18 protein-coding genes are annotated in these 22,380 nt (G+C 64.1%); 7 read left to right on the forward strand and 11 right to left on the reverse strand.

Annotation, left to right across the window (positions count from 1 at the left end; genetic code table 11):
- Window positions 1–61 precede the first annotated feature (61 nt).
- Window positions 62–523: an Rrf2 family transcriptional regulator gene (locus N0P34_RS01880; protein WP_275605335.1), complete on the forward strand. Its 462-nt coding sequence runs from the start codon at window positions 62–64 to the stop codon at window positions 521–523.
- Between the two features lie 232 nt (window positions 524–755).
- Here N0P34_RS01880 and glgX read toward each other — a convergent pair whose 3' ends face one another.
- The 3 genes from glgX to N0P34_RS01895 all read right to left on the reverse strand — a co-directional run bounded on the left by glgX (window position 756) and on the right by N0P34_RS01895 (window position 5,393).
- Entirely contained in the window at window positions 756–2,834 is a 2,079-nt protein-coding gene (glgX, locus tag N0P34_RS01885) for a glycogen debranching protein GlgX (protein ID WP_275605336.1), read from the reverse strand.
- Window positions 2,835–2,991: 157 nt separating this feature from the next.
- Window positions 2,992–3,588: a cysteine hydrolase gene (locus N0P34_RS01890; protein WP_275605337.1), complete on the reverse strand. Its 597-nt coding sequence runs from the start codon at window positions 3,586–3,588 to the stop codon at window positions 2,992–2,994.
- Window positions 3,589–3,596: 8 nt separating this feature from the next.
- Window positions 3,597–5,393: an alpha-amylase family glycosyl hydrolase gene (locus N0P34_RS01895; RefSeq protein WP_275605338.1), complete on the reverse strand. Its 1,797-nt coding sequence runs from the start codon at window positions 5,391–5,393 to the stop codon at window positions 3,597–3,599.
- A gap of 217 nt (window positions 5,394–5,610) precedes the next feature.
- Here N0P34_RS01895 and N0P34_RS01900 point away from each other — a divergent pair, with 217 nt between their 5' ends.
- From N0P34_RS01900 to N0P34_RS01910, 3 genes are read left to right on the forward strand one after another with little or no spacing between them, the layout of a single operon-like run.
- Window positions 5,611–6,708, forward strand: coding sequence for an efflux RND transporter periplasmic adaptor subunit (locus N0P34_RS01900; protein WP_275605339.1), 1,098 nt, complete (start codon window positions 5,611–5,613; stop codon window positions 6,706–6,708).
- A 3-nt stretch (window positions 6,709–6,711) separates the two neighbouring features.
- On the forward strand, window positions 6,712–7,914 hold the full coding sequence (locus N0P34_RS01905; RefSeq protein WP_275605340.1) for an FtsX-like permease family protein: 1,203 nt from the start codon (window positions 6,712–6,714) through the stop codon (window positions 7,912–7,914).
- Complete coding sequence (locus N0P34_RS01910; protein WP_275605341.1) at window positions 7,911–8,585, forward strand: ABC transporter ATP-binding protein; 675 nt, start codon at window positions 7,911–7,913, stop codon at window positions 8,583–8,585. The genes N0P34_RS01905 and N0P34_RS01910 overlap by 4 nt, the downstream gene beginning before the upstream one ends.
- Before the next feature lie 226 nt (window positions 8,586–8,811).
- On the opposite strand, the gene N0P34_RS01915 is transcribed toward N0P34_RS01910, so the two are convergent.
- The 3 genes from N0P34_RS01915 to N0P34_RS01925 are packed head-to-tail and all read right to left on the reverse strand — an operon-like array spanning window position 8,812 to window position 10,468.
- Complete coding sequence (locus N0P34_RS01915) at window positions 8,812–9,219, reverse strand: DUF2177 family protein (RefSeq protein WP_275605342.1); 408 nt, start codon at window positions 9,217–9,219, stop codon at window positions 8,812–8,814.
- A gap of 17 nt (window positions 9,220–9,236) precedes the next feature.
- Window positions 9,237–9,890: a ChrR family anti-sigma-E factor gene (locus N0P34_RS01920; RefSeq protein WP_275605343.1), complete on the reverse strand. Its 654-nt coding sequence runs from the start codon at window positions 9,888–9,890 to the stop codon at window positions 9,237–9,239.
- A complete protein-coding gene (locus tag N0P34_RS01925) occupies window positions 9,887–10,468 on the reverse strand; it encodes a sigma-70 family RNA polymerase sigma factor (RefSeq protein ID WP_275607054.1) in 582 nt (193 codons plus the stop codon). The genes N0P34_RS01920 and N0P34_RS01925 overlap by 4 nt, the downstream gene beginning before the upstream one ends.
- Window positions 10,469–10,684: 216 nt before the next feature.
- Between N0P34_RS01925 and N0P34_RS01930 the strand changes: the two genes are divergently transcribed.
- The gene (locus tag N0P34_RS01930) at window positions 10,685–12,040 is read left to right on the forward strand and encodes an FAD-dependent oxidoreductase (RefSeq protein ID WP_275605344.1); all 1,356 of its coding nucleotides are present in this window, start codon (window positions 10,685–10,687) and stop codon (window positions 12,038–12,040) included.
- Window positions 12,037–12,822 (forward strand): DUF1365 domain-containing protein, encoded by a 786-nt coding sequence (locus tag N0P34_RS01935; protein ID WP_275605345.1) that lies wholly within the window; start codon window positions 12,037–12,039, stop codon window positions 12,820–12,822. The genes N0P34_RS01930 and N0P34_RS01935 overlap by 4 nt, the downstream gene beginning before the upstream one ends.
- On the opposite strand, the gene N0P34_RS01940 is transcribed toward N0P34_RS01935, so the two are convergent.
- Window positions 12,780–13,538, reverse strand: a complete 759-nt coding sequence (locus N0P34_RS01940) for an SDR family NAD(P)-dependent oxidoreductase (RefSeq protein ID WP_275605346.1) — start codon at window positions 13,536–13,538, stop codon at window positions 12,780–12,782. The two genes, N0P34_RS01935 and N0P34_RS01940, sit on opposite strands and share 43 nt — an antisense overlap.
- 152 nt (window positions 13,539–13,690) lie before the next feature.
- Here N0P34_RS01940 and pepT point away from each other — a divergent pair, with 152 nt between their 5' ends.
- A complete protein-coding gene (gene pepT / locus N0P34_RS01945; protein WP_275605347.1) occupies window positions 13,691–14,923 on the forward strand; it encodes a peptidase T in 1,233 nt (410 codons plus the stop codon).
- A 188-nt stretch (window positions 14,924–15,111) separates the two neighbouring features.
- Here pepT and N0P34_RS01950 read toward each other — a convergent pair whose 3' ends face one another.
- From N0P34_RS01950 to N0P34_RS01965, 4 genes are all read right to left on the reverse strand, one after another.
- Entirely contained in the window at window positions 15,112–17,013 is a 1,902-nt protein-coding gene (locus N0P34_RS01950; protein WP_275605348.1) for a hypothetical protein, read from the reverse strand.
- 92 nt (window positions 17,014–17,105) lie between these two features.
- Window positions 17,106–17,828, reverse strand: a complete 723-nt coding sequence (locus N0P34_RS01955; RefSeq protein WP_275605349.1) for a PadR family transcriptional regulator — start codon at window positions 17,826–17,828, stop codon at window positions 17,106–17,108.
- A 417-nt stretch (window positions 17,829–18,245) separates the two neighbouring features.
- Window positions 18,246–21,164: an FAD-binding and (Fe-S)-binding domain-containing protein gene (locus N0P34_RS01960; RefSeq protein WP_275605350.1), complete on the reverse strand. Its 2,919-nt coding sequence runs from the start codon at window positions 21,162–21,164 to the stop codon at window positions 18,246–18,248.
- A gap of 72 nt (window positions 21,165–21,236) precedes the next feature.
- Window positions 21,237–22,160, reverse strand: a complete 924-nt coding sequence (locus tag N0P34_RS01965) for a LysR family transcriptional regulator (RefSeq protein WP_275605351.1) — start codon at window positions 22,158–22,160, stop codon at window positions 21,237–21,239.
- Window positions 22,161–22,380 lie beyond the last annotated feature (220 nt).

The raw sequence follows: 22,380 nt of genomic DNA on the forward strand, positions 1-22,380 counted from the left end.
ATGGACATTATGAACACGCTGCGCAGAACCTGCGCGGCGTCTGTTTGCAGGGTCCCCAGACATGCTGACCAATAAGGGAAAATACGGGCTCAAGGCCCTCGGTCATCTTGCCGGTCTCCAGCCGGGCGACCTTGCCATGGTCGGCGATATCGCCGCCACCAATGCGATCCCCAAAAAATTCCTCGACGCGATCCTCGCCGAGCTGCGCAATGCCGGTTTCGTCTATTCGCGAAAAGGCAAGTATGGCGGCTATTATCTGGCGCGTCCGGCCGAGGAGATCATGATCGGCCATGTGGTGCGCGTGCTCGACGGGCCGCTGGCCCCGATCCCCTGCGCCAGCAAGACCCGCTTCCAACCCTGCCATGATTGCGATGTCGACACCTGCCGGGTGCGCCATCTGATGCTCGAAGTGCGAAACGCCATTGCCGAGGTGCTGGACAAGACCAGCCTCGTCGACATGCAAGCCATGGGTGGCGTGGGTGCGCTGCCGGGTGTGGCCGCCCCGGACGCGGCGAGCGCCTGAGGTTTTGCGACACCGCTTTTGTGGGTGCGGCTTTACCCCCACCTGGCCTCCCCCTGGTAGGGGGAGGGATCTGCCGGTGGGTGGGAGGGGATGAGTTTCCACGGCGTGGTCATGACTTGGCAGAGGGCCAATGGTTTGTGGGTGCGGCTTTACCCCCACCTGGCCTCCCCCTGATAGGGGGAGGGATCTGCCGGTGGGTGGGGTGGGGACGGGTTTTCGTCCCAAGTAAATGTCAGCGGAGGAGGAGGAGCGACCTTGGGGCCATCTTGATGGTGCCGCGGGTGGGGGTGGCGCGGTGGTCTTCGAGGGCGGCGGTGTCGATCTCGGTGATCCAGTCTGATTTGTCGGCGCGCTCGGGCAGGACGAAGTCGACTTCGCCGTCATGGGGGTTGAAGAGGATCACCACTTCCCACCAGATGCCGTCCTGACCTTTGAGGTCGTCGCGGGACAGCCGGAGGCCGAGTGTCGTGGCGCCGCCATCGAGCCAATGGGCGGTCTGCTGTTCACCGCCGCCCGGATTGTACCAGGTGACGCTCATCATATCGCGCCAGTTCTCGCGGTGGACCAGGGGCTGGGCCTGGCGGATGGCGATGAGACGACGGACGAAATCGGTCAGCGATCTGGCGTTGTCGCTATGGTCCCAATGGACCCAGCTGATCTCGCTGTCCTGGGCATAGCCATTATTGTTGCCGAACTGGGTGCGACTGAACTCGTCTCCGGCCAGCAGCATGGGCGTGCCATGAGAGAGGAAGAGGGTGGCGAGGAAATTGCGCTTCTGCCGCTCGCGGATGGCGACGATGTTCTCGTCGTCAGTTTCGCCCTCGGCGCCGTAATTATAGCTGCGATTGTCGTTGTGGCCGTCGTTATTGTCCTCACCATTGGCCTCGTTGTGCTTGTCGTTATAGGAGACGAGGTCATGCAGGGTGAAGCCATCATGGGCGGTGAGGAAATTGACGCTGGCCCAGGGCCGGCGGCCGCGCAAATCGTAGACATCGCCCGATCCGGTGAAACGGGCGGCAAAATCCTGGGCGGTGTGATCGGAATCCTTCCAATAGTCGCGGATGGTGTCGCGATATTTGTCGTTCCACTCGGCCCAGCCGGGCGGAAAGCCGCCGACCTGATAGCCGCCGGGGCCGATATCCCACGGTTCGCCGATGAGCTTGACCTGGGACAGGACGGGATCCTGGCCAACGGCGTCAAAGAAGCCGCCACGCTGGTCGAAGCCTTCGGGCTCGCGCCCCAGAATGGTGCCGAGATCGAAGCGGAAGCCATCGACATGCATGTCCTCGGCCCAATAGCGCAAGCTGTCGGTGACCATCTGCAATACGCGCGGATGGCTGGTGTTGACGGTATTTCCGGTGCCGGTGTCGTTGATGTAATAGCGCGGATCGCCGGGCATGGTGCGGTAATAGGAGAAATTGTCGATGCCCTTCCAGGAGAGCGTCGGCCCCATCTCATTACCTTCGGCCGTGTGGTTGTAGACCACGTCGAGAATGACTTCCAATCCGGCATCGTGGAAGGCGCGGATGGTGTTGCGCAGGCCATTGAGCCCATCGGGGCCGTAATAGCGATTGGCCGGGGCGAAGAAGCCGAGCGTGTTATAGCCCCAGAAATTGCGCAGGCCCTTCTGCAGCAGGAAGTCATCGTCGGGGAAGGCGTGGATGGGCAGAAGTTCCACCGAGGTGACGCCGGTGGACTTGATGTAGTCGATGATCTCCTTCTGGCCCAGGCCTTCGAACTTGCCGCGTAGTTCCTCGGGGATCGCCGGATGGAGATGGGTGAAACCCTTGACGTGGGTCTCGTAGAAAATGGTCTTCGCCCATTCTATGCCCGGCTTGGTGTCCCCGGCCCAATCATAGGCCCTGGGATCGATGACCCGACCCTTGGGCATGAAGGGGGCACTGTCGGCATCGTTGTAGGAGAGGTCCTTGTCCTCGGCATCGGCATTGTAGCCGAAGAGGGCCGGGTTCCACTGGACGTCGCCGACGATCTCGCGCGCATAGGGATCGAGCAGGAGCTTGCTGGGGTTGAAGCGGTGCCCATGTGCGGGCTCATAGGGGCCATGGACGCGATAGCCGTAGAGCGTGCCCGGCCCGACACCGGGAACGTAACCGTGCCAGATCTCATTGGTATATTCAGGCAGGGTGATGTGCTCGATTTCGATCTGACCGGTACTGTCGAAGAGGCACAATTCAACCCGGGACGCATAGGCGGAGAACAGGGCAAAATTTGTGCCCTCGCCGTCCCAGTGTGCGCCCAGACGACGATGGTCCCCGGGGAGGACCGCGTGCCGCGATTTCTTGGTGGACATGAATGTGTCTCCGTTGCCCGCCGACAACGGACAGGGATCGGGCTTGGTTGCACGCCTCTGTGTCTGTCCGGACCGGGCTAATCCGCGTCAGTAGCCAGCAGGGGGAGCGGTGCGTCAGAGGCGCCGATGGCGAAGGGGAGGCGCGCGCCGGTGCCGGTCAGGAAAATTCCTTCCAGTTGTCGAGCAACTCGCTTGTGGAGCAGGTGGTCAATTGCTGGCCGAAGCGGGAGTGGAAAAGGGTGAGGGCGGCGTCGTGGGTCTCGTCGGCCGAGCCGAAGACGGCGTCGCTGGGCAGGATGATGCGGTAGCCCAGATCGATGGCGCCAATGATGGCCGCCATGACGCAGACATCGGTTTCCCCGCCCGAGATGATCAGCGTATCGACGCCACGCTTCTGGAGGGCCGCGTGAAGCGGGGTGCCGAGCCAGGGCGAATAAACCGATTTGTCGAGCACATGGGCGGGCGGCAGATATCTTTTCAGGCTGGGGACGAGATCGATCATTTCGGGGGAAAGCTTTTCCCCCGTCATCGATGGCCAGCGCCGATAATAATCCTGCCAGGCACCAATGGCTTCCTCGGGCCGGCGGGCGGGAATGAAGCGGGTGAAAACAGTCCGCGCGGGGTCGCGCTCGACCAGCGCCTCGATGGCCGGAAGGGTACGGTCGAGCCAGGGCGCGTGCCATTCGGTGTCGGTGGCGAACATGGTCTGGACGTCGATGCAAAGATGGACCCGGCGGGGAGCGGCCTCAGCCATCTGGCCCCCTACCAGACAATGGCTGACCACGGGCCGAGGCGGAGGGTATTCCCCTCGATCTCATAAGTGCCGGTGCTGACTTCGGGCCGATCGACCGTGCAGGCAAGGCTGATCGGCTGGTCCTGCGGATTGAGCGCCATGGCATAGGTTCCGGCCTCGAATTGCCAGGTGACGATAAAGCCATTGCCCTGGCGGGCAGTGCGCGCGTCGAGGCAGACACTGGCGGCAAGGGGCCAGACTTTGTGCCGGCGGCAGGCGACGAGTTCGCGGAACCGCTCCAATGCGGCAACGGCCTCGGGCGCGGAAAAATCGTTCCAATTGATCTGCGCCATCTCGAATGTCTGGACGGCGTTGGGATCGGGCAGGCCCTGGGGCGGGGTTTTTTCCTTGAACATGTCCTTCATCTGCCGGTTGCGCTGGTCGCGGACCGCCTGGGCGGCGGGTTCCGGCAGATCCACAAAGAAGGGAAACTGCGTGCGCAGGCTCGCTTCCTCGCCCATGAACAGCAGCGGGATCTGCGGGGCGAGCAGGGTCACGAAATAGAGGAAGTCGAGTTTTTCGGCCGAGATGCGTTCGGGCAGGCGCTTGTTATCGCCGCGATTGCCGATCTGGTCGTGGTTCTGGACATAGGTGATGAAGGCATCGGGCGGCAGCACGCTGGCCGGCTCGTGGCGCGTCGTGCCATCGGATTGCCCGTCCACTTCGCCATCATGGACGAAGCCATCGGCAAGAGCCTTTTCGAGATCGGCATAAGGGTCCTTTGCCGGATCGTCATAGCCATATTTCTGCTCGCCGGTGACCAGATGGTTGAGCACATGGTGGATGTCGTCATTCCACTGGGCGGCATAGAGCGTCGGCTCGTCGTCCGGGGTGCGCGCCAGCCAGGTGGCGGTATTGTCCATGTTTTCGAGGATGAGCTTGGCGTGGTGCTTGGCCTGCCGGGCGTGGTGCGCCAGCTCGATGAGGAAGAGATCGCGGCACTCGGTGCCCATTTCGTGGACGCTGTCGAAGCGCAGGCCGTCGAAATCATACTCCTCGAGCCACATGCGGGCATTCTCGTAATAGAACTGGCGGACCATAGGGCGGGTGAAATCGACGGCGGGGCCCCAGGGGGTCTCGATCTCGTCGGTGAGGAATTCGGGGGCGACCCTGGGCACGAAATTATCGTTTTCGCCGAAGTGGTTGTAGACCACGTCGAGCACCATGCAGAGCCCCAACGCATGGGCGCGATCGACGAGGGCGCGCAGGTCCTCGGGCGTGCCATAGGCGCTTTCGGGGGCAAAGATCAGCGTGCCGTCATAGCCCCAATTGCGTTTGCCGGGGAATTCGTTGAGCGGCATGATTTCAAGGCAGGTATAGCCGGCATCGCGAAAATGCTCGAGGCGCCGGGCGAGACCCTTGAAGGTGCCTTCCGGCGAGGCGGTCCCCACATGGATTTCGCAGATGATGGTTTCGTGCCAGGGGCGGAGCGGGGTTTTGCGCGGGGAGGGCGGCAGCGGAGCCCGGACCACGGACCAGCCGGTGGCGTCGCCATCCTGCTGGCGGGAAGCGATATCGGGGAAAGTGAGATCGCCGATCTGGAATTTGTAGCGCGTGCCCGGGCCGATGCCGGGGGCGGTGACCTGCCAGAAGCCGTCTCCGGCGCGGGACATGGGGATGGGCTCTTTGCCGCGAAGCACGAGATGTGCATCCTTTGCGCCGGGGGCCCAGAGGCGGAATGTGGTGCCATCGGCGCCAAGCAGCGGGCCGTGGCGCGTCAATTCCTCTGTCCGGGCCGGTGGCGCGGTGTCCAAGATCAGTTCCATAGCATACCTCCAAGGCCCGCAACGGCAGCGGACCATTTCGGTTCCGAACGGTTATGGGGCAGCAGGCCGGCTGCGGAAGCGACTTCCTATGATAGCAATCACACCTTCGTGTGATAGAAATCAGGAGGCGCGCGACCGCGGGATTTTGCCGATGGCGAGAACCGTTTGAGCCCGGGCGGCGTATCAAGAGCAGCGTTACAAGTGAGATAGTCAGGCCATGGCGGCACCTTCGAAAGCGGAATCCTCTCGCCCATCCTCCCGGCGCAAGCGGAAATGGGGCAAGTGGCTTGTGCTGGTCCTCGTGCTGGCGGCGGGTGCGGTCTATGGTTTCATCGCGCGGCCGTGGGAGGAAAAGCCCCTCAGCGTGGCGGTGGAGCGGCTGGAAATGGGGCCGATGTCCCAGCTTCTGGCTGTCAATGGCCGGGTCGTGCCGCGCGAGGAGGTCAAGGTGCGCTCGGCGGTTTCGGCACCGGCGCTGCTGGTCAATGTCTCCGAGGGTGACGTGGTCAAGGCCGGCGAGGTGCTGGTGCAGCTCGATGTGGCGCGGCCCAAGGCGCTGCTCGACCAGGCGCGCGCGGCGCTCGAGGCCGGCATCGTGCGCCAGCAGCAGGCCCAGGCGACGGCCGATCGCGCCACGGCGCTGGGCGAAAATGCCTCGCGCTCGACCCGTGAGGATGCCGATCTGGCACTCACTGCGGCTGCGACCGAGGTCAGCCGGCTGCGCGCCGCGCTCGACGAGGCCGAAACCGCGCTCAAGCAATATTCGATTACCGCACCGCTCAGTGGCGTGGTGCTGTCGCGTTCGGTGGAGCGGGGGCAGCTGGTGGACCTGCAATCCGAACTCTTCACCATCGCCGATATCGAGACCCTGCTGGTCGATACGGAAGTGGACGAACTTTATTCGTCGCGCATCGAGGAGGGGCTCAAAGTGCTGCTGCAGCCGGTGGGCAATAGCGTCCCCAGCCATGGCAGCGTGGTGTTCGCGGCCCCGCGCGTCGACATTTCGACCGGGGGGCGCATGGTCAAGATCGCCTTTGACGATCCGACCAATTTGCCGGTGGGCCTGACGGTCAATGCCAATATCATCGTCGCCGAGGTGGAGGAGGCCCTGTCCATTCCGCGCGGGGCGATCATCACCGAAGCGACCGAGAGCCATGTCTTCGTCGTCGAGGGCGATGTCGTGGTGGCGCGCAAAATCGAATTCTCCGACTGGCCGGCGGAGCGGGTGATGGTGACCGAGGGGCTGAGCGCAGGCGATCTCGTGGTGCTCGAGCCGGGCGCGGTGGCGGCGGGCCAAAAAGTGAAGGTCGAATAGGCCATGCTCTACGGGCTCAAGATCGCCATGCGCTATCTCACCGCCAACAAGGCCCAGACGGGCCTGCTCATCGCCGGCGTGGCGGTGGGCGTCTTCGTCTTCATCTTCATGAGCGCCCTGATCGGCGGGCTGGCGGTGTTTCTGGTGCAGCGCACGGTGGGCGACATTGCCCATGTGACCGTCGAAGCGCCGAGCCGCAGCGCCGGGCTGATCCTGCCCGAGGATCCGGGATATCTCGTGGTCGAACAGGCGTCCAACCAGCGCGAGCAATTGCGCACGGCCGGGGCCTTCCTGCCGCTGATCGAGCGCATGGATGGAGTAAAGGCCGTTTCGCCACAGATCGTGGGCAATGGTTTTCTGGTGCGCGGCCAGGTCACCGCGCCGGTGGGCGTGACCGGGGTCGAGCCGGACAAGGTTTCCGCTATCGCCAATCTCGAAAAGGGGCTGGTGGCGGGCAATACGCTCCTGGCCAATAACAGCGTCATCCTGGGCAAGGCGCTGGCCGACGATCTCGGTATCGGCGTCGGCCAGGTCGTGCGGATGCAGTCGGACCGGGGCGAGGAACGCTCGCTGGTGATTTCGGGGATTTTCGAGCTGGGCGTCGATGCACTCGACCGGCGTGCGGCCTTTGTCAGTATCGCGGCGGCGCGAACCCTGTTCGAGATGCCGCAGGGGATTTCGCGGATCGAGGTCAAATTGACCGACCTCAATGCGGCGGTGGCCTATGCGCAGCGGATCGAGGCCGAAACCGGGCTCGACGCAACGCCCTGGACGGAAGGCAATGCGCAATTGCTCGACGGGCTGCGGGCGCAGGCCAGTTCGGGCGATCTCATCAAGGCCTTTGCGCTGATCACCATCGTCATCGGCGTGGCCAGCGCGCTCTTGCTCTCGACCTATCGGCGGCGGCCGGAGATCGGGATCATGCGGGCCTTCGGGGCCAGCCGGCGGTTCGTCATTTTCGTGTTCGTGACGCAGGGAGCGCTGATCGGCATTCTGGGCGGGCTGATCGGGGCGGGTCTCGGCTATGCAGCGCTGTCGCCGTTTCCGGTGCCCGAACTGGCCCCGCCCGGCGGATTGCCGGTCGATGTGCGGCAGGGGGCCTATGGGCTCGCCATTGCGCTTACCGCCATCGGGGCGATCCTTGCCTCCATCCTGCCGGCGCGGTCTGCAGCGCGGGTCGATCCGGTTTCGGTGATCGGCCAATGAGTGCGCTGATCGAGGTCCGCGATCTGGTCAAGACCTATGGCGAGGGGGAGGCGGAAACGCGCGTGTTGCGCGGGCTCAATCTGACGCTCGACGAGGGGGAACTCGCGGCACTGCTGGGACCGTCCGGCTCGGGCAAGAGCACGCTTCTTACGATTTTGGGGACGCTGCTGCGGCCAACTTCGGGCTCCTACACCATGCTGGGGGAAGAACTGACGCGGGCGTCCGATGCGGCGCTGACCGAGTTTCGCAACCGGCACGTCGGCTTTGTTTTCCAGTTCCATCATCTGCTGCCCGACTTCTCCGCGCTCGAAAATGTCATCTTTCCCATGGCAGTGCGCGAAGGGCGGGAGACGGCTTCGGCGCGTCGGCGCGGCGAGGAACTGCTGGAGCGGGTTGGGCTGGGCCATCGCATGGATTTTCTGGCCACCGCGCTCTCGGGTGGGCAGAAGCAGCGCGTGGCCATTGCGCGCGCGCTGATGAACCAGCCCGAACTGGTGCTGGCCGACGAGCCCACGGGCAATCTCGACCGGGAATCGGCGACGCAGGTGATGGAGTTGATCAAGGAGATCAACGAGAACGAGAAGACGACGTTTCTGATCTCGACCCATGACGAGAAGATCGCCCAGACCTGTCGCCGGCAGGTGCTGGTGGCGGATGGGGCGGTGACTTAGTTTTTAGGGAGACCCCCTCCCAGCCTCCCCCTGGTCGAGGGAGGGAGGCATGGTGGCTCCCGAATTTGGGCGGATAATTATTTGTCCGTGATCCCCAGGGAGGGGCTCCGCGCACCCCTCACCACGCCTTCTGTCCTGAGACGCGATGGAGCGGAGGTCCTGCTCGGAAGCCGGTCAACAGGGGTTCCCGCTTTCGCGGGAATGACGCCGGGGAGAGGGGATAAATCTAGAAATTGCCCCAGTGGCGGACGGCCCAGAAGCCGGCGGTGGCGGCGAGGGCGCTGAGGAAGGTGCCCCAGGCCAGGTCGACCATTGTGACGAGGACCGGCCAGTCGCGGATGGTGGAGAGATTGGTGAAATCATAGGTGCCGTAGGCGACAAGGCCCAGAAGGGCGCCGAGGCCAAGTGCCATCGCCCAGGAATTGGCGTTGGCGGCAGGGAGGATGGCGAAGACGACGAGGCCGATGAGATAGACGAGGTAGAAGGTCGCGGCGACGAGGAGATTGGGGCTGTCGGCGAGCAGATCGCCGAGCTGGGGCTTGTAAAGGAAGCGCGTGGCCAGCGTCAGCCAGACGAAATCGACGGCAAAGAAGACGAGAGCGGAACTCAAATAGGCAATGGCAAAATTTGGCATTCCACTCTCCCTTGGGGTCAGATTTTCAAGATGGGCTGCAAGAGGCGCAGGAGCGGGCTCTTGAAGCGCAGCGGCGCGTCGGTGACGGCGAGGCAGATGCACTCGCCCTCTTCGCCGGCGCGAGGCTGGTGTTCGAGCCCGTCATAGCCTTCCTCGATCTCGCCGACGGCAAAGCGATCATCCTCGTCGACGAGGGTGCCGCGCAGGACAACGGTGAGCTCGAGGCCGCGATGGCCGTGCTCGGGCACGGGGGTGCCGGCCGGAATGCGGAGCAGCCGGACCGAGGTCTCGCTGTCGCCCGTGGGGATGACGAATTGCTGGGCCATTGTGCCGAGCTTGCGCCAGGCGACAGTGTCGAGGCTGGGCCCGATATAGCGGCGGAGGGGCGCAGGGACGTCGCCGGCGACCGGCGGACGCCGCACGCTCTCTCCCGTTTCGAGCGGATGTGCATCGATCGCCTTGAGCGCGGCGGAAAGCGCGCCGGCGCGCAGCGGGGCGATGTCGATGGCTTCGAGCATGGCGCCACCAATGCTGGCGGCGGCACGGGCGCGCGTCTGGCATTCGGGGCAGGAATGAAGATGGGTGGCGACGGCAAGGCTCCAGCCTTCGGCAAGGCTTCCGGCCTCATAGCTCAAAAGAAGTTCGTCGCTGACGTGGTGACTGTGGGTCATAGCTGTGGCCCCAGTTTGGAGGAAAGATCGGAGCGCAATTTGCGGAAGACTTGCCGCAGGCGCGATTTGACCGTTCCGAGAGGAATCTTGAGTTCAGTGGCGATGGTGCTGTGCGACTTGTCTTCGTAATAGGCCAGGTTCAGCAATTGCCGTTCATTGTCCGACAATTTGGACATGGCCTCGACAACTTGAGCACTGGATTGCTTGGTTTCGAGCGCCTGGTCGGCGGTCGGCACGGCGCTGATCTGAAGCGCCGGTTCGTCGGCGTCGAGCTCGGGATGGCTTTCGCGCCGAAAGGCGTCGATGCGCCTGTTGCGGGCGATGGTGAAGATCCAGGTCGAGGGGCTGGCCTTGGCCGGATCGTAAAGCGCAGCCTTGCGCCAGACGAGGACCATGGTCTCCTGCGTCAGTTCCTCGGCCATCAACTCGCCGCCGCCCAGGCGCATGAGATAGGATTTTACGCGCGGGGCGAAGTGATCGAAGAGAATTTCGAAGGCGGCGCGGTCGGCGCGTTCTGCTATGGCGCGGATATGGGCGACGAAAACATCCCGTTCACTTTCGCCATTGCTCCCTGGCATCACGCCCACGACAGGTCTCCCAGCGCGGCGTTTCCGGCTTTTGCCGGTGCCTTCGCTCTTTGGGAGCGCCGGGCGCTCGATATGGACCACAGGTGACAACATGCCCTGATTACGCAAGGGCCGACGGGCCGGATCACCGGATACGAAAAAAACCTCGACACAACATCCACTCCGTACTCGACCCCGTATTAGAGGAGGCAACAGGGAGCCTGCAAATTGTTTCACCATCCGCACAGCCTTCACGACGCGACAGGCCGCAGGATCGCCGTCATCGGTGCGGGTATTGCCGGGCTCTCGGCCGCCTGGCTCCTCAGCCAGCGCTTTCCCGTGCGCCTTTATGAGAGCGAGGACAGGATCGGGGGCCACGCCAATAGTGTTTCGGTCGATACGCCCGCCGGCCCGGTCGGCGTGGATACCGGCTTCATCGTCTATAACGAGGCCAATTACCCCAATTTCGTGGCGCTGCTCGACCATCTGGGGGTCGACAATGTCGAGACCAACATGTCGTTTGCCGCGTCGATCGGGGACGGGCATTTCGAATATTCGAGCGATCTGGTCGGTATCGTTGGGCAGAAACGCAATATCGTCCGGCCGTTCTTCTGGCGCATGCTGGCCGATATAGCGCGCTTTTATACCCACGCGGCCTCGATGCTGGACAGCCCGGACATTGCCGGAATGACGCTGGGCGAATTCCTCAAGCGCCATGCCTATTCCGATGCGCTGGTGGACCACCATATCCTGCCCATGTGCGCGGCCATCTGGTCGAGTTCGACAGAGCAGATCCGCGCCTTCCCGATGCAGGCCTTCGTGCGCTTCTTTTCGAGCCACCAGCTGTTCGCGCTGGGCCGGCGGATCAATTGGCGCACCGTCAAGGGCGGCAGCCAGAGCTATGTCAAGGCGCTGGAGCAGCGCTTCGGCGCGCAGGTGGAGCGGGGCAGGGGCGTGCAGCGCGTCATCCGCGAAAACGGGCTGGTGATCGTCGAGGACGAGACGGGCGAGCGCGACGTCTTTACCGATGTGGTGATGGCCACCCATGCCGATATTTCGCTCAAGCTCCTGGGGGACGCCGATCCGCTGGAGCAGGACCTGCTGGGCTCGTTCGGCTATACGGACAATGTCGCGGTGCTGCACGAGGACCCGAGCTTCATGCCCAAGCGTCGCCATGTCTGGGCGAGCTGGAACTATGTGGCCAATGGGGCGCCCGAAGCCGATAGCCAGCTCTGCGTCACCTATTGGATGAACCGGCTGCAGGGGCTCGACAAGCGGCAGAACGTGTTCGTGACGCTCAATCCGGGCCGCGAGCCGCGCGAGAGCGCCATGAAGCGGAAATTCCACTATACCCATCCGCTGTTCGACCAGGCGGCGCTGACGGCGCAGCGCCAGCTCTGGCAATTGCAGGGGCGGCGCAACAGCTGGTTCTGCGGGTCCTATTTCGGCTATGGGTTCCACGAGGATGCGCTGCAGTCCGGGCTCGCGGTGGCCGAGAATTTCGGCGTGCGGCGGCCCTGGGACGTGCCCAATGCGTCGGGGCGCATCAGCCTCGAGCCGGTGGCGGAAATGGCGGCGGAATGAACGCGGAGAGCGGCATCTATACCGGACATGTGGTGCACGCCCGGCTGCGCCCCAAGGCGCACAAGCTGGACTATAAGGTATTTTGCCTGCTGCTCGACCTCGACAGGCTCGAGGCGCTGGACCGGGGGCTGAAGCTCTTCGCGTTCAACCGCTGGGGTGTGCTGAGTTTTCGTGAGAAGGACCATGGCGACGGCGGGCCGCTCAAGGATTGGGTGGCGCGCAAGCTCGGCGAGGCGGGGATCGTCGCCGATGGGGCGATCCGGGTTCTCTGTTATCCCGCTATGTTCGGCTATGTGTTCAATCCGCTGACGGTGTTTTTCTGCCATGGGCAGGATGGCCGTTTGAAAGCCATGATCTACGAGGTGCACAATACGCACCAGGAGCGGCATGCCTATGTGCTGCCGGCGGGGGAAAGCGCCGAGGGCAGGATGCAGCAGGCGGCGGAGAAGGCGTTTTTCGTCTCCCCCTTCATGCCGATGGAGTGCACCTATCATTTCTCCATCCTGCCGCCGGGGGAAAAGGTGTCCATTGGCATTCGTGAGACCGATGAGGCGGGCACGCTTCTTACCGCGAGTTTTGCCGGGGCGTTCAGCCCCCTGACCGACAGGGGACTGTTGCGGGCGCTGCTGGCGCACCCGCTGATGACGCTGAAGGTGAGCGCCGGGATTTACTGGGAGGCGATCAAGCTGGTCGCCAAGGGGTTTCGGATTTTCCCGCACATTCCCGTCGCGCCGCGAACTCAGCGCACCAGCCGCCGGGTGATGGCGAAAAAGAGCGGATAGGGCAGGATGCCCAGAAACTTCATGGCGAGCTTCATCGGCCAGGGAAAGACGATCTCGAACTTTTTGCCGGCCTCTAGCCCATCGGCCATGATGCGGGCTGCCTGGTCGGGCTGCATCAGGAAGGGCATGGGGAATGTATTGCGCCGCGTGAGCGGGGTGTCGACGAAGCCGGGACTGATCAGGTGGAGACCGACGCCGTGTGGCTCTAGCTCGGGCTTCAGGGCTTCGCCCAGCGCAATGAGCGCGGCCTTGCTGGCGCTATAGGCCGAAGCCGTTGGCAGGCCCCGATAGCCGGCGACGGAGGCCATGAGGGCGACGCGCCCGGTCTTGCGGGCGATCATGGCGGGCAGGATCACCGAGAGGCAATTGGCGACGCCCATGACATTGGTGTCGATGACGCCGGTAAACTCGGCGAGGTCGAAATTGGTGGCGGTCACCTCCGAATGGGTGCCGGCGTTGAGGATGACGAGATCGGGCACGCCGAAATCGCGGAAGATCTGGGTGGCAACGGATGGCACGGCGTCCTTGTCGGTGACGTCGAGCACATAGGGTTTTATCACGCCGCCCTTTGCCGCGGCTTCGGCGGCGAGGCTTGTGAGATCATCCTCGGTGCGTGCGCTGGCGGCGATGGTATGGCCGCGCGCGCTCAGCTCGAGGGCGAGGGCCCGGCCAAGGCCCTTGCCGGCACCGGTGATCCATATTGTCGATCTGCTCATGACGCTTCCAAAACACTGTTCCGCCTTTGCTACGCAGGGGCGAGCCGATCGGATCGGGCGCGGCCGATGAAAGGCGGTGGATAAGGCCATTTTCCCGCCGCGCCGGGCGGGTTAAGGATGGGAACGATTTTTTCCCGTTTCCGGATAGGACCATGACCGACACTGTTCTCGACCGTTTCCTGCGCTATGTGGTGATCGATACCCAGTCGGACGGGTCCTCGCCCACCCAGCCTTCCACCGAAAAGCAAAAGGATCTGGGGCATTTGCTGGTCAAGGAACTGCTCGAAATCGGGCTGTCCGACGCGGCCATGGACGAGAATGGCTATATCTACGCCACCATCCCGTCCAATACCGACAAGGACGTGCCGGTCATCTGCTTTTGCGCCCATATGGACACGGCGCCCGATTTTTCCGGTACCGGCGTCAAGCCGCAGGTGCTGGCCAATTATCAGGGCGGGGACATTACCCTTGTCGGCGATGCCAGCCGGGTGATCCGCGTGTCCGAACATGGCGAACTGGCCAACCAGATCGGCAATGACATCGTCACCTCGGATGGGACGACGCTGCTGGGCGCAGACGACAAGGCCGGCATTGCCGAGATCATGAGTGCGGCAAAGATGCTGGTCGATGACCCTTCGATCAAGCATGGCACGATCAAGATCCTCTTCACCCCAGACGAGGAAATCGGGCGCGGTGTCGACAAGGTGGACCTGGCCCGGCTCGGGGCCCGCTTCGCCTATACGATGGATGGGGAGACCGCCGGCACGATCGAGGACGAGACCTTTTCGGCCGACGGGCTGGAACTGGTGATCACCGGGGCGGCGATGCATCCGGGCTTTGCCAAGGACCGGATGGAAAACGCCATCAAGATCGCCAGTGAAATCGTGGCGCTGCTGCCGCGTGCGGTCTCTCCCGAGGGGACAGATGGCCGGCAGGGTTTTGTGCACCCGACGGGGATTTCCGGCTCGATGGAGCGGGCCAGCGTTAGCATGATCGTGCGCGACTTTGTCGACGATGGCCTCGTCGAAAAGCGGGGCATGGTCGAAAAGATCGCCCGCGAGGTGCTGGCGAAATATCCGCGCTCGAGCCATGCGATCACCGTGAAAGAGCAGTATCGCAATATGAAGCAGGTGCTCGACCAGAACCCCGAGATTGTCGAGAACGCGGTGGAAGCGGTGCGGCGGGCCGGGATGGAGCCGATCAAGGGCTCGATCCGTGGGGGTACGGATGGATCGCGATTGTCCTTCATGGGCCTGCCCTGCGCCAATATCTTTGCCGGCGGGCATGCCTTCCACTCGCCGCTCGAATGGGTGAGCCGGCAGGACATGGAAAAGGCCGCAGCGACGATCGTTGAACTGGCAAAGATCTGGGAAGAGCGGGCGTAGGGGGCCAGGGGTTCTCTGTCACCCCCAGAGCTACAATCGGGCTTGACCCAAGGGTTTGCGTCCCCGTGTCAATCGTCGGTGTGGGGCGCGCGAATTGGCCCTCGGGTCGAGCCCGAGGGAAGCCCGATGATGGTGAGTGATGCGGGAAAACCAGGCGTCCCCAAAAGGGGGCGCTTTGTCGTCGGGCCCTATTGCCAGTGCGCGACGCGCTGCTTGCGGCGCGGTGCTTCTGGGGCCGGCGTGGCGGTCAGCACCAGATCGGCCATGGCGGCGAGATGGGACGAGCCACCGGCCTCGGCATCGAGCGTGATGACGACGACATCGTAGAGTTCGACAAGGGCGAGGAGCAGGGTGCGGACCGGCCGGGCCGACGCATCGAGCATGTCCTGACGGCCCCAGGGAATGAGGGCTGCCTCTTCGGCGCCTGTGCCGTGAATGATGTCGGCGAAGCGCGCCTTGCCCATGGAAAGATCGCTGATGCCGGGGGCACTGCCACGGCGGCGGCTGGCCGCGTCGATCAAGACCACACGCTTTCCATCCTCGGCATAGGTCTCGAGCAGTTCGCGCGCCTTGGCGCGGGTGTCCCCTGGCGTGCCGCGCGAGCGGATGGCGACAATGCGCGCATCGGCAAGGCGGAGGTCGGCGACGCGCTCGTAGCTATCGGCAGGGGCAGTTTCGGGTGCGGGCCTTGCCCGTTCGACGCGCGTCGGCTCGGTGGCGGGCGTGCCGATCCAGCTGGCCGCGATGGCGATCTGGGGTTGGGAGAGATCGCCGGAGAACCAATTGTGCTCGGGGCTCGGGACGGCACGAACCGGCTCGGGCGCGATCTGTGGGCGTTCGGCCTGGGGCGCCGGCGCGGGCGGCAGTTCGACGGCATGCATTATCGGCGCCGGTGCCATGGCGTCGTTTGGTTCGACAGCAATTGCCAGGGTCCGGTCGATTTGCTTTTTCCGGCGCGGTGCGCGTGGGGCACGGACGGGCAGGGGCGCACTGGCGGCGACCGGCTGCTGCAGGGCAATCAGGCCGAGCTGGCCGAAAAACGCGAAGCCGCCAGCAAGGCCGAGCGCCAGCGTGGTGCTGACCGGGCGCGACAAGGCGGTGACGCTGGGGGCGGGATCGCCATTGGTCGAGCCGGTGAGAATGGTGTCGTCGACGGTGCGGCTGGCCAATTGGGCTTCATATTCGCCGCGCAACGTCGCTTCGAGCTTCCTGGCCGCCTCGCTATCGGCGCGCATCATGGCCACCAATTGGCCGGCCTGCTCGCCGATTTCGGCATTGGCCAGCGCAATCTCCTCGGCAAGGGCGCGCATATTGGGGTGATTGGGCAGGAGCGTTACCGCCAGCTTCTTGCGATCGGCCTCGAGCGTCAGGAGATCATCGAGGCGGCGGGCGAGGGCGGGCAGGCTCTCGGCATGGAGCCCCAGCGCGGCGTAATCATTGCTGGCGACGAGGCTTTCGATGCGCCGCGCCTTTTCTTCGAGGGTGACGCGGTTTTCCCAAGCCAGGGTCATGCGCTGCTGGAGAACGCCGATATCGGCATCGCCAAGCTGCGCCCGGGGCACAAGCTGCGCCCGAGGCAGAGGGGTATTTGCGGGCGTGGCACTGGGCTGCGGGGTTTCGGCAATCGGGGGCGCGGCCAATATGGGCTGCGCGAGGGCGTGGCTGGCGGCTATGGCTGCAGCGATGGCGCGCGCATTGGCCTCGGTCCTCGCGACCGCCTCGACGCGGAGGCTCTTGCCATCGGCACCGGGGGAAATGGTCAGGGTGCGGCGCAGAAGGGTGATGCTGTCGAGCGATGCATCGGCGCTGCGCAATTCCTGCACGGCGGACTGGGGCAGGCGCGCGACGATATCGGCCAGGTGGACAGGATCGAGGAACTCGGCGATTTGCTCGTCGGCCGGCACGTCGCCACTATAGGGCAGATCGAGCCGGGCCTGATATTTGGCCGGCTGGAGATGGACGCCGACAAAGGCGAGGCCCATGACGAGAAGGGTGATGCCGGCTATGCGCGGCAGGCGCGGCGCCACGGCCGCGACGAAGGACCCGATAAAGTCGATTGCGCCGTTGCGCTGAAAAAATGTGGTCTGCATCGCCGCCTCTTTGAGCGGTCAGAATGCGCCAACGTAGTTAATTTTATGCAAACCCCGTCGCAATTTGCGACGGGGCGCGGGGTGGGGTTCCGCTAGAGGTCGATGTCGTCGTCGGCCAGACCGTCGAGATCGGCGGCGGCGCGGCGGAGGATGTCAGCGGCGCGGGTCTGCTGTTCCTCGGAGCCGTGGCGAGCCTTCTTGAGGGCGGCTTTCAGCGCCTTGCGGGCGGCGTCGAGTTCGGGGATGGCATCCTTCATCGGGCGATCATGCTCGAAGGGATTGCCATGTTCCCCGCCATGGGCGCGGGGCGGCTCGGGGCGGGTATTGCCGTCTTCCGGCTGACCGCCGAAGGGCCAATCGGCCCGGACGAACTCGCGGAACCGGTTGAACTGCTCTCCGGTGCGGGCGAGGAAATCGAGCGTAGCCGCAATGGCTTCGCGGTTTTCCGCCAGATGTGTGCGGCCCTCATCGGTGATGGTATAGAGCTTCTTGTTGGCCTCGGCGGAAGAGGTGACGTAGCCGGCTTCCTCGAGATAGGTGAGGGCCGGATAGACGATGCCGGGGCTGGGCGAATAAACGCCGCCGGACCGCTCTTCGACGGCCTTGATCAAATCGTAGCCGTGGCGGGGCTGCTGATCGATGAGGAAGAGGGCGACGAGACGCACATCGCCCGAGGCCAGCATGCGGCCAATGCGAAAATTGCCGCCGAGATTGCCGATCTCATCGTCGATGTTCTGGACGCGTCCCCAGCCCTTGCGCGCCATCTGCTCAAAACGCCGCCAATTGGGTTCGCCATTGCGCCAGTAGGAAGACATGATTGTATCTCCTGATAGGTCTTTGTTTCCGTAATCAGGAGATTGGGGCGAGTAAGAGGGGATTCAAGATATATCTTATGAGTGGTTTCGAAAATGTGATCGAGGGGTGTGGACCGCTCCGCGCCACACGGTGCTTCCCTCGGGCCTGACCCGAGGGTCTCTGGCCAAGGTGCAAATTGTCAGTTTGGGGCTCGCGACATGGCCCTCGGGTCGGGCCCGAGGGAAGCGCGGTGGGTGATTGAGGGATGTGGGATAGCTGATGGCCCAGACCCCCACCCGGCCTCCCCCTGTAGGAGGGGGAGGAGTGGGGCCGGTGGGTGGTGGAGGCTTTGCGCCGAAGCGGCCATGGGCGCGATCGGTCCCTCCCCCTGGAGAGGGGGAGGTTAGGTGGGGGTGGTTGCGGTTACGAGGCCCGGATTACGGGCGGCTGGCCCATTCGAGGAGGCTGGCAAGGCCGACGAAGGGGATGCCGGCGTGTTCGCTGAGGCCGGAGGCGCAGGTGGAGACGGTGGAAACGCCCAGCTGGCAATTGGCCGGAACGTCCTTGCCGACCCGGCGGGTGGCGTGGGCGTTGAGCTCGGGGATGAAGAGCCCCTTGTCGCCTGCATAACCGCAGCAGGTGATCGAGGAGAGCACGGCGATCTCTTCGGCACAGGCGCGGGCAATAGTCTCGGTGGCCGGCTGTTCGAAGAGGCGCTGGGCCGAGCAATTGTGGTGCACGGCAATTACCGGCAGCTTTTGCGTCAGCTTCAGTTTCGGCAGCACATGGGTGACGAGGAACTGGGCCGAGTCGGTCACAGTCGCATCGCCCGGCACGTCCTTGAGGTGCTTGGCGCAGGTGGAAGCGTCGGTGACGACGGGCAGGCGGCCCGCGTCTGAGGCGGCCGAGAGGTTTTTGGCCAAGGCGCCGCCGACTTCAGCGGCCTGTTCCGGAAAACCCTTGGACTGGAACGGCTGGCCGCAGCACTGGCCGTTGAGATTTTCCGGGATGATGATTTCGTAGCCGGCGCGTTCAAGCAGGGCCACCATGGCATTGGGCGTATCGAGCAGGTTGTGCTCGGTTTTCGGCGCGCCGAACATGCGGCTGGGGCAGGCCGGGAAATAGACGATCTGCTCGCGGCCGGTCTGGGCGATGGGCACCGGGAAGCCGGACTTTTTGGGGTCCTGACGAGTGTCGCGGACTTTTGGCGTGCCCGGGCCGTGGTGCAGGGTGCGCGAAACGCGCGGGATGGCCTTGTTGGTGAGGCGGCGAGCCGTCTCGGTGATGGCTTCGACGGCCGGGGCCGGGATGATGGTGCGGGCCGCGTCAGCCAGCGCCACGCCACCGCGCATGAAGCTCTCGATGGTGCCGGTGTGGTCGGCGGTGAAGCGGGCGACCGACTGGGCGGTGTTGCCGCGACGGCGGGCGCGTTCGCCCATGATCATGGTGCCGGTTTCAATGCCGACGGGGCAGCGCAGGGAGCACAGATTGCAGGCCGCGCAAGTGTCCATGCCCGCATATTGGAAATCGGCCTCGAACCGGGCCAGGCGTTCCGGATCCTCGCCGCTTTCGCGCAGGCGGGCGCGTTCGCGGGTGACGGCGATGCGCTGGCGCGGGGTCAGCGTCATGTGATGGCTGGGGCAGGCCGGCTCGCAGAACCCGCATTCGATGCAGAGGTCGACAAGCTCGTCGGCCAGCGGCATGACCTTCAGATTCTTGACGTGAATCTTGGGGTCGTCATTGAGCAGCACGCCGGGATTGAGCAGGCGCTCGGGGTCGAAGGCGGCCTTGATGGCATGCATGATGCCATAGGCCTTGGATCCCCATTCCGCCTCGACGAAGGGCGCGATGGCGCGGCCGGTGCCGTGCTCGGCCTTGAGCGAGCCGCCATAACGGACGGAGACGAGCTCGGAGAGTTCCTGGTTGAAGTCGTCGAATTTTTGAGCGGCGCCGGGTTTTGAGAAATCGTCGCTCATCTGGAAATGGAGGTTTCCGGCGAGCGCGTGGCCGAAAATGATGGCGTCTTCATAGCCGTGCGCGTCGAGGAGATTGCGCATGTCGACGACGAATTCGGCCAGCCGGTCGATCGGGGCGGCAACGTCCTCGGTGAGCATGGATGTGCCCTTGGGACGGGCGGCGCCACCGGAGGTGAAGAAGCCCTTGCGGATATCCCAGAGCGCGTGGCTGCGATGTTCGTCGGTCGAGAGATCGATATGGGTGGCGCCGTGGCGACGGAGGAGATCCTCGGCCTTGGCGACTTCCGCGGAGAGGGTTTCCGCATCGGGGGCGGTGACGTCGATGAGAACGGCCGGGGAATCCTCGGTGAGCCAAGGCAGGAGCGGGGCCATGGGGCCGAGATGCTCGACGGTGGCGAGGGCGCGGCGCTCGATATATTCGGCGGCGGTGACGCCCGTTGTCACCTGCACGCCGCCATTGGCCATTTCGATAATGGCGCGGCCGGCAGCCTGCGGATTGGGGAAGGGGATGAGGCCCGTTGCCTTGAACGGATGTTCCGGCACGGTGTTGTAGCTGACCTCGGAAACAAAGCCGAGCGTGCCTTCCGAGCCGACCATCAAATGGATCAGGATATCCAGCGGGTCGTGATAATCGACCAGCGCATTGAGCGAATAGCCGACGGTGTTCTTGATCCGGTATTTGTGGCGGATGAGGGCGACGAGATCGGCATCGGCCATGATCTCGTGGTGGAGGCGGTGCAGCTCCTCGAGCATGGAAGCGTGGCTGATGCGGAAGGCGTCGCAGCTGGCGGGATCGCCGCTGTCGAGCATGGTGCCGTCGGTCAGCACGATCCGCAGCCGCGCCATGGTGTGATAGGTGTTTTGCGCAACACCGCAGCACATGCCGGACGAATTATTGTTGACCACGCCGCCGATCTTGCAGGTCGCCTGGCTGGCCGGGTCGGGGCCGATCTTCTTGTTGAAGGGTTTGAGGGCCTTGTTGGCTTCGGCGACGATGATCGCGGGGCCAAGCGTGATTTTTTCAGCGCCCGGATGGATCTCCATCTTGCGCCAGCCATCGCCCAGCACGGCGAGGACGCCATCGGTGACGGCCTGGCCGGAGAGGGAGGTGCCGGCGGCGCGGAAGGTGACGGGCAAGCCCTCGGCGCGCGCGGCCTTGAACACGGCGCGGACATCGTCCTCGGAATTGACGAAGACGACCACGGCCGGAATGAGCCGATAGGAACTGGCGTCCCCGCTCCAGGCATAGGTCATGAGCGGGTCGGTATGGATGGCACCGGAGATCTGGCCCTTGAGGCGCGCGGCAACGCGCTCACCGGCGGCTTGACGATCAGGCGCGGGCGCCTTGGGCTGAGTCGAATAAAGAAGGGCTTGCTGCATCCCGCCATACTAACATGTTAGTAGCGGCGTGGCGAGATAATCCCGTTCCGAGAGGCGAAATCGGCAGCCCCTTCACTGGAGCGGCGGCAGGGTGGCCCTGGCGGCGTGCGAGATGCGATCGATCAGGTCCTCGATACGGTCTTCGCCGCGCCTGTCCTTGAGCACATAGAGTCCGGCGATGGCCGGCCGGGGATCCTGCCTCTGGATGATCTCGACCAGCCCATCGGCCGCGAAGATGTCGCGCATGACATGGGTGTGGATCAGCACCGCGGCGGTGGCGAGGGTGTAGTCGACGCAGGCCGCAAGCGAATTGGAGCGGAAGGCGAAATGGGTGCGGTCGAACACGGTTTCGACGCGGGTGCGCCGTCGGGAGGGGTCGAAGAAGCGGTCGTGTCGGCTCTCGGCGAGGGATGAGATGACGCGGGGGTAGCGGTCGATTTCGGCCTGGGTCCGCGGGGCGCCGGCGAGCGGATGGCCCGCATGGACGAAGAAGGCATTGTAGACCCTGGTGAGGGGCACGAAATCGGTGCCGAGATTGGGGCTCAGCCCGTCGATCTCGTGCGCCAGAAACATGGAAATATCGCCCGAAAGCATCTGGTCCATCAGGCGCAATTGATTGCCGAGGCTGACCTGCACCGGGGCCCTCGGAAATTCGCCCTGATAGCGAACGATGAGGTCGCGCAGGAACATGTTCCACCAGGAATAGCCCGAGCCGATGGCGAGGCCCCGTTCGGCGCCATGCTGCTGGTCGATAATGGCGGTGAGGGTGTTGTCATAGAGGCGCTGCATGAGGCGGGCGTTTTCATAGAGCGTTTCGCCATAGCGGGTCAGCGTCACGCCGCGGGAAGAGCGCTCGAATAGCGGCGCACCGATATGCTCCTCGAGCTTGCGCATATTGATGGTCAGCGTGGGCTGGGTGATGAGCAGCGCGGTGGCGGCGCCGCTCAGCGTGCCCGCATCGGCCACGGCCAGGAATTGGGATAACAGCTTGTCCATGGGCAAAATCGCTCAGCTATAGATTGCCTCTATAATATCGCGGCAATTTCATAGTTTTCCAACGAGTGTTTTTGGTCCAATCTGATGCCACGACAGTCGCACTACGCCATGCCGGAGGGGGTCAGCGGAGGGGCGCGAACGCAGAGGAATCATTTCATCACCAGGGCGGCGAGCCGGTTTCCGGCGACCAGAAATCAACTTTTCCAGTCTTCCATACAAG

Source organism: Devosia sp. FJ2-5-3, assembly GCF_029201545.1.
GTDB lineage: Bacteria > Pseudomonadota > Alphaproteobacteria > Rhizobiales > Devosiaceae > Devosia.